At 65.9% G+C, this 7,634-nt stretch carries 7 protein-coding genes and 1 tRNA gene; 4 read left to right on the top strand and 4 right to left on the bottom strand.

Annotation, left to right across the window (positions count from 1 at the left end; all coding sequences use genetic code 11):
- Positions 1 to 510 (top strand): hypothetical protein (locus P3W97_RS10975; protein ID WP_300846673.1); only part of this gene is annotated, 510 nt, incomplete at its 5' end.
- Between the two features lie 21 nt (positions 511 to 531).
- Here the strand turns inward: P3W97_RS10975 and P3W97_RS10970 are convergent.
- Positions 532 to 1,653: an ABC transporter ATP-binding protein gene (locus P3W97_RS10970; protein ID WP_300846671.1), complete on the bottom strand. Its 1,122-nt coding sequence runs from the start codon at positions 1,651 to 1,653 to the stop codon at positions 532 to 534.
- 120 nt (positions 1,654 to 1,773) lie between these two features.
- On the opposite strand from P3W97_RS10970, the gene P3W97_RS10965 reads away from it, so the two are divergent.
- Complete coding sequence (locus tag P3W97_RS10965; RefSeq protein WP_300846677.1) at positions 1,774 to 3,393, top strand: iron ABC transporter permease; 1,620 nt, start codon at positions 1,774 to 1,776, stop codon at positions 3,391 to 3,393.
- 34 nt (positions 3,394 to 3,427) lie between these two features.
- Here the strand turns inward: P3W97_RS10965 and P3W97_RS10960 are convergent.
- The 3 genes from P3W97_RS10960 to P3W97_RS10950 all read right to left on the bottom strand — a co-directional run bounded on the left by P3W97_RS10960 (position 3,428) and on the right by P3W97_RS10950 (position 5,594).
- Positions 3,428 to 3,499 (bottom strand) — tRNA-Arg (locus P3W97_RS10960).
- A 51-nt stretch (positions 3,500 to 3,550) separates the two neighbouring features.
- Complete coding sequence (locus P3W97_RS10955; protein WP_300846669.1) at positions 3,551 to 4,738, bottom strand: VWA domain-containing protein; 1,188 nt, start codon at positions 4,736 to 4,738, stop codon at positions 3,551 to 3,553.
- A gap of 13 nt (positions 4,739 to 4,751) precedes the next feature.
- Positions 4,752 to 5,594, bottom strand: a complete 843-nt coding sequence (locus P3W97_RS10950; protein WP_300846675.1) for a MoxR family ATPase — start codon at positions 5,592 to 5,594, stop codon at positions 4,752 to 4,754.
- Positions 5,595 to 5,680: 86 nt separating this feature from the next.
- On the opposite strand from P3W97_RS10950, the gene P3W97_RS10945 reads away from it, so the two are divergent.
- Positions 5,681 to 6,349 (top strand): c-type cytochrome, encoded by a 669-nt coding sequence (locus P3W97_RS10945; protein ID WP_300846667.1) that lies wholly within the window; start codon positions 5,681 to 5,683, stop codon positions 6,347 to 6,349.
- Between the two features lie 215 nt (positions 6,350 to 6,564).
- The coding region (gene speE, locus P3W97_RS10940; RefSeq protein ID WP_300846665.1) for a polyamine aminopropyltransferase at positions 6,565 to 7,634 on the top strand (1,070 nt) is incomplete at its 3' end.

The raw sequence follows: 7,634 nt of genomic DNA, 5'->3' as shown, positions 1-7,634 counted from the left end.
GTCGGCGGCTGCGTCGGTCCCTGGCGCGTCGAACGCGGCTTGGTGCGGCTGGATCGCGACGGCCGCAGCGGGCCGCTGCTTGTGATGCTGGCCGAGCCAGGCGACTGGCTGGGGCTGGATGTGCTCGCCGGCCAGCCGCATGGCTGGCGCGCCACGGCAGTCACGCCGGTGACGTTGCGGGGGCCGTTGCAGCCCGCCAGCGACGACGAACGCGCCCGCTGGCTGACCGAGGCGCTGCTGCAGCAGCCCGAGCGAGCGCATGCCATGGCGCTGCTGCGCACCGGCTCGGTGCGCCAGCGGTTGGCCGCGCTGCTGCGGCTGCTGGCGCGGCCGGATGTGCTTGGCGACGTCGAGGGCCTGGCGTGCTTGCGCAGTCATCTGCCGCCGCTGCGGGTGTTGGCAGAGTTGGTGGACGCCAAACACGAAACGGTGTGCCGCGTGCTGGGCGAATTGTTGCCGCGCGAGCCGCAGGCTCTGTCCGGCGCTGCGGGCTTGCCGGTCGGGGCCTGATCCGTCGATGGCCGTCCAGCGTCACGCCGGCTCGGGCGCCGGCTGGCGCACCGCCGCAGCGGGCGGAGCGGCCGCCCCAGCACCGCGCGCGAATGTGACCACATGATCCACCGCAGCGCGGATGCCGATCCATTCTCCGATCGCATGGTCGTGGTGCGAGGGCACGTGCACCTGGAGCAGTTGGCCGTCGGCCAGCCGCAAGGTGTACAGGAACTCCGCGCCGCGGAACGCCTTGCGCACGATTTCGGCGCGAAACGGCGAGGCGTCATCGTGCACCACGTCGTCGGCGCGCAGCAGCACCTCACACAAACCCTCTGGGAAAGCGCTGGGCAACGGGCACTCGGCCATGTCTTCGAGCTCGCCCAGGGGCGTTTGCACCACCACCTGCTGGCCCCGCGTCAAGATACGCGCCGGCGCGAAGACGCCGTGCCCGATAAATTCGGCGACGAAGCGCGTCGCGGGCCGATGATAAAGCGCGTAGGCGTTATCCCACTGATGCAGCCGGCCCTGGTGCATCACACCGATGACATCCCCGATGGCAAAGGCCTCCATCTGGTCATGCGTGACGAATAGCGCCGTAATGCCGGCCGCCTTGATGATGGCCCGGATCTCGTGTGCCAATCGCTCGCGCAAATCCACGTCCAGATTAGAGAACGGCTCGTCCAGCAGCAGCAGGCGTGGCTGCGGGGCCAGCGCCCGCGCCAAGGCCACGCGCTGTTGCTGGCCGCCAGAGAGTTCATGCGGGTAGCGCCGCTGTAGGCCCTCTAGACCCACCAAACCCAGCGCTTCGGCCACGCGCGCGCGGCGCCGCTGGGCATCCCAGTGCGCCAGGCCGAAGCCCACGTTGCGCTCCACATTCAGGTGCGGGAACAGCGCGTAGTCCTGAAACACCATACCGATGCGCCGGTGCTCTGGCGCCACATGTACCCCGTCACCGCTGACCGCCTCGCCCCCCAGCGCGATGATGCCGCTGTCAATGCGCTCCAATCCTGCCACCGCGCGCAACAGCGTGGTTTTTCCGCAGCCTGACGGTCCGATGAGCACGCCAATGTCGCCCGCGCGCAGGCCCAGGGTGACGCCATCGACGGCGGGTTGCGGTGCGCGCGGGTAACGGACGGAAACCTGAGTGACGGTGAGATCCATCCCTGTATTGTAGATAATGCGTATTCTCATTTGTGTCCTCGCATGAATCGCCCAACCAACATAGCTTACGCGTCGAACGGCGCAGTGACCTTGCCCCGCCGATGGCACCACCAATGGGCGATCGGCCAGTCGCTGCTGCAAACGGGACTGTCCCTGTTTGCCGCTGTACTGGCCTTACCGGTGATCGCCTTGGTGATTGCCGCATGGGCGTGGGATGCTGCATCTGCCGATGTGTTGCGCGAGATGGCGGCGACGGCGTTGCCTGGATATGTGTGGACCAGCATCTGGCTGTGTCTGGGCGTGGCGGCGGCAGTGGGATTGGTCGGGTCGGCAACGGCGGTGGCGGTGACGCTGTTCGATTTCCCCGGACGGCGTACCGCTGAGTGGCTGCTGTTGCTGCCGCTGGCCATGCCGGCCTACGTCGTGGCCTATGCCTACACCGATTTTTTGCAGTTTTCCGGGCCGCTGCAGACCGCCTTGCGCGAGGCGTTTGGGTGGCAGGGGCGGGTGTTTCCCGAGATTCGCAATCCCTGGGGCGCAGCCTGGGTGTTCACCTTCACCCTATACCCCTACGTATACCTACTGGCGCGCGCAGCGCTGGCCGAGCGCGCGCCCCAGTTGCTGGAGGCAGCTCGGCTGCTGGGCGCACCGCTGGGTCGGCGCCTGCGCGAGGTGGCGTTGCCCCTGGCGCGCCCGGCCATCGCGGCCGGCATCGCCCTGGCGCTGATGGAGACGCTCGCCGACATCGGGGTGGTCAGCTATTTCGGAGTTCAAACCTTTACCGCCGGTATTTACAAGGCATGGCTGGTGATGGATGACCGCACCGCTGCGGCACAGCTCGCCCTGATGTTGCTGGCCACCGTGGCCCTGTTGCTCTGGGCAGAAAGGCGAGCCCAGCGGCGGCTGCGGTTTTCCGCTGCCCGTGCCCAGCGCCAGGGGAGCGAAGCACTGCCGGTGCGGCTGGCAGGCCGGCAGGCAGCGCTGGCCTGGGTCGTGTGCGGGCTGCCCGTCGTGTTCGGCTTCGCGCTGCCAGTGGTCTTCATGGTACGTCCCATGGTTGAGGGTTGGGATGAGCTGCCCTGGCACGCCTTTGGCGGATGGGCGCGCAACAGCCTACTGTTGGCTGGGAGTAGCGCGCTGCTCGCCGCGGGGGCGGCGCTGGCGCTGGCTCATGCATGGCGGCGAGCGCCCAGCATACTCAACCGTTGGGCGGTGCGCGTGGTGGGCCTAGGTTATGCGGTGCCAGGGGCCGTGGTCGTGGTCGGTCTGCTGATGCCCGTGGGCTGGGCACAGGCCCGCTGGCCGGACAGCTCGGTGTCGTACTGGGTGACGGCCACGGTGCTGGGCATCGTCTGGGCGTATCTGGTGCGCTTCACGGCAGTGGCGCTGCAGTCGGTGCAAAGCGGCTACAGCCGCATACCTGCCAGTTGGGACGATGCGGCCGTCACCCTGGGGGTGTCGGGTGCCGCATTGTGGTGGCGCGTGCACTGGCCGCTGTTGCGGCGCTCCACACTGGCCGGGCTGCTGCTGGTGTTCGTCGATGTGATGAAGGAACTGCCCGCCACGCTGGTCCTGCGGCCTTTCGGCAACGACACGCTGGCGGTGGTAGCGCATCAGCTTGCCCGCGACGAACGCCTGGGCGAAGCCGCCTTACCCGCGCTTGCCCTGGTGGCGGTGGGTTTGATTCCGGTGGTGCTGCTCAGCCGCGCCATGCGCCGTGGCGAGGCGGCTGCTGGCTGATGGAGCAGGCCCAGGCAGCGCGGCCAGCGATGGGTCCCCCCGCCAGGAATCGAACCTGGATTTGCCGCTTAGGAGGCGGCCGTTCTATCCATTGAACTACGGCGGGCAATCACGCCCTGATTGTACCGGGGAGGGGGTATGGCTGCCTGGCGCAACGTCATTTGGACAGCAGGCGCATTGCATCCTCCAGCCCTTTGAGCGTGAGCGGGAACATGCGCCCGCCCACCAGCTGCTGGATGATCGAGATGCTTTGTCGGTATTCCCAGAGGCCCTGCGGCTCGGGATTGATCCAGACACAGCGCGGGAAGGCGTGCGTCAGGCGCTGCAGCCACTCGGCACCGGCTTCCTCGTTGTGGTATTCGACGCTGCCGCCGGGCTGCAGAATTTCGTAGGGGCTCATGGTGGCATCGCCCACGAAAATGAGCTTGTAGTCTTTGTTGTAGCGCCGAATCACGTCCCAAGTTGGGTGCTTCTCGGCGTAGCGGCGGCGGTTGTTTTTCCACACATAGTCGTACACGCAGTTGTGGAAATAGTAAAACGCCAGGTGTTTGAACTCAGCGCGCACGGCCGAGAACAGTTCTTCCACCCTTTGGATATGCTCGTCCATGGTGCCGCCCACGTCCATGAGCAGCAGTACCTTCACATGGTTGTGCCGCTCGGGCACCATCTTGATGTCCAGATAGCCCGCGTTGGCCGCGGTAGCGCGGATGGTGTCGGGCAGGTCCAGCTCCAGGTCCGACCCTTCGCGCGCAAAGCGCCGCAGCCGCCGCAGTGCCATCTTGAGGTTGCGCGTGCCCAGCTCTTGCGTGTCGTCGTAGTCGCGGTAGCCGCGCTGCTCCCACACCTTGACGGCGCTGCGTCCACCCCCCTTGCCGCCCATGCGGACACCCTGTGGGTTGTGGCCGCCGTGGCCGAACGGACTGGTGCCGCCTGTGCCGATCCACTTGCTGCCGCCAGCGTGGCGCTCTTTCTGCTCTTGCAGGCGCTTGCGCAGCTCCTCCATCAACTGGTCCCACTCCAGCCGTGGAGCATTGGCCTTTTGCTCCTCGGACAGCAGCCGCTCCAGGGTCTGGCGCAGCCAGTCGGCGGGGATGTCTTTGGTGAAGTCGGCGATCTGCTCCACCCCATGGAAGTACGCGGTGAAGGCGCGGTCGAACTTGTCGTAGTGCTTTTCGTCCTTGACCAGGGTGGTGCGGGCCAGGTAGTAGAAATCGTCGATCGAGCAGGCCTCGGGATTGAGCGGGCCGACCACGCCGGCCTGCAGGGCTTGCAGCAGCGTGAGGTACTCCTTGACCGAAACGGGCAGTCCGGCTGCACGCAGGGCATAGAAAAATGCGATCAACATGGCACCACAACCGTTACCGGTTGCGCTGGTTCATGAAGACCAGCTTTTCGAACAGCACCAGGTCCTGCTCGTTCTTGAGCAAGGCGCCCACCAGTGGGGGGACCGTCAGCTTGCCGTCGGCCGACTGCAGCGCGCTCGGGGCGATGTCTTCGGCGGCCAAGAGCTTGAGCCAGTCCAGCAGCTCCGACGTGGAGGGCTTCTTCTTCAGCCCCGGCAGTTGCCGGATGTCAAAGAAGGTCCGCATCGCGGCGCCGACCAGCTCGTCCTTCAGGCCGGGGAAGTGCACTTCCACGATCTGTTTCATCGTGGCGGGCTCGGGGAACTTGATGTAGTGGAAGAAACAGCGGCGCAGAAAGGCGTCGGGCAGCTCCTTCTCGTTGTTGGAAGTGATGAACACCAGCGGTCGATGCCGTGCACGGATGGTCTCGCGCGTCTCGTAGCAGTGGAACTCCATGCGGTCGAGCTCGCGCAGCAGGTCGTTGGGGAATTCGATATCGGCCTTGTCGATTTCGTCGATGAGCAACGCCACCGGATGCTCGGTGGCAAAGGCCTCCCACAGCACGCCCTTGACGATGTAGTTGCGGATGTCCTTGACCCGATCGTCGCCGAGCTGGCTGTCGCGCAAGCGGCTGACCGCGTCATATTCGTAAAGGCCCTGCTGTGCCTTGGTCGTGGACTTGAGGTGCCACTGCAGCAGCGGCATGTCCAGCGCCCGCGCCACCTCCTCGGCCAGCATGGTCTTGCCGGTGCCGGGTTCGCCCTTGAGCAGCAGCGGTCTCTGCAGCCGGATGGCAGCGTTGACGGCCAACAGCAGATCGGGGGTTGCCACGTAGGAGGAGGAGCCGGTAAAACGCATGGTTTTCATGGGGGTACACGGATGAAGCGAGTCTATATAATGGGCTATTGATTTTTGTCAAATGTCCTCTCGATCCAGCTTGCATCATGAACCAAAAGACAACCTCTCTGCTGAAATCCGTTGTCGCAAGCGCGACGGTTGTGACTGCTTTGGGCGTGCAAGCCCAGACGCTGGCGGGGGACGCCTTGGCTGGCGAGACCCGGGCGGCCATGTGCATCGGCTGCCACGGCATCCCCGGCTACCAGAACAGCTTTCCAGAGGTCCACAAAGTCCCCAAGATCTCCGGCCAGTCGGCGCCGTACATTACCGCTGCGTTGCAGGCGTACCGCAAGGGCGAGCGCAAGCATCCCACGATGCGCGGCATTGCCGGCTCGCTGTCGGACCAGGATATTGCCGATCTGGCGGCGTTCTACGCCGGGCACAACGCCGGGGTGACCGCCCCTGAACAGCCCAAGGCGGCACCGGCGGCCGTCGCTGCGCTGCTCGAAAAAGGCGCCTGCGCCTCGTGCCACGGGGCCAACTTCAGCAAGCCCATCGATCCGAGCTATCCCAAGATCGCCGGTCAGCATGCCGACTACCTCTACGTGGCGCTGAAGTCGTACAACGTGCAGGGCAACCCCCATATCGGCCGTGCCAACCCCATCATGGGCGGCATCGCGCAGCAATTCAGCAACGCCGAGCTCAAGCAAATCGCCAACTATCTGGCTGGTTTGCCCGGTGAGCTGGCGACCAAGCCGCAGTCGCGTTTCCGCTGATCTCAGGCCTGTGTCGCGCTCGGCGCGGCTGCCCAACCCTTCGGCCCCCGCGCGGGGCCTTTTTATTTGGGGCGGCCCAACGCCCGTGGCGGGCCTGGTATCGCCGCGCCCGCCACAGCAGGGTAAAGCCATGATGTCGCACGGGTTAAAATAGCAGGTTTCGTCCAGGCCGCATCGGTCTGGTGGTGCAACACGATTGGATGGGGGATCGAGCCATGCAAGGGCTTCATCTGACGGCTGATCTGTACGACTGCCGAGGGGCCGACGGTCTGCTGACCGATGCGGCGGCGCTGGCCGAGCTGTGCCGGCGCCACACGATCGGGGTGGGACTGACCCTGGTCGATGAGACGTGGTATCCGTTTCCGCCGTACAACGGCCAGCCGGGTGGCGTGACCGGCATGCTGTTGCTGGCCGAGTCGCACCTGGCGGTGCACACCTGGCCAGAGCGCCGTGCAGTGACGCTGGATGTCTACGTCTGCAACTTCACCACCGACAACTCGGCCAAAGCCGAGTCATTGCTGCGCGAGATCGTGGCCGCGTTCGAGCCCGGTCGCAGTGAGATTCACCGCCTGCAGCGCGGTGGCGAGCAGCGGCCGCCAGCAGAGACGATCCTGGAAGCGCTCAACGACGAAGGCGACGCAGTCTACGGCTACACCAGCACGGAACGCGTGCTGAGCCGCCGCAGCCCGTACCAAACGATCGAGCTGATGCGCACACCGCGCTTTGGTTTGGCGATGCGCATCGACGGGCATTTCATGACCTCCGAAGGCGAGGAGTTCTTCTACCATGAGTGCCTGGTGCATCCGGCGGCGGTGGCGCACGGCGCGCCCCGGCGTGCGCTGATCATCGGCGGCGGCGACGGTGGCGCGGCCGAGGAGGTGCTCAAGCATCGCAGCATCGAGCGGGTGGTATTGGCCGAGCTGGACGCCGATGTGGTCGCGATCGCCAAGGAGCATCTGCGCGCGGTGCACCGCGGCGCTTTCGACGATCCGCGGCTGGAGGTACGCATCGGCGACGGGCTGGCGTTCGTCGCCGAGACCGCGGAGCGCTTCGACTTGATCCTGCTGGATCTGACCGACCCGGAGACGCCGGCCGGCTCGCTGTACCAGGAGTCGTTTTTCCGGTCGCTTAAGCGCATCCTAAACCCTGGCGGCGCGGTGGTGCTGCACACCGGCACGCCGGTGTTCGAGCCGCAGCAGGTGCGCCGCATCAACGCCGAGCTGCGCGCGGTGTTCGAGCAGGTGCATCCGTTTGGGCTGTACATCCCTTTGTACGGTGCGTATTG

Origin of the sequence: Tepidimonas sp. (assembly GCF_029335975.1) — a bacterium.
In the GTDB taxonomy this organism is placed as follows: domain Bacteria; phylum Pseudomonadota; class Gammaproteobacteria; order Burkholderiales; family Burkholderiaceae_C; genus Tepidimonas.
Note: the sequence above shows the minus strand (reverse complement) of the source record. Positions and strands in the feature narration are given on the sequence as shown.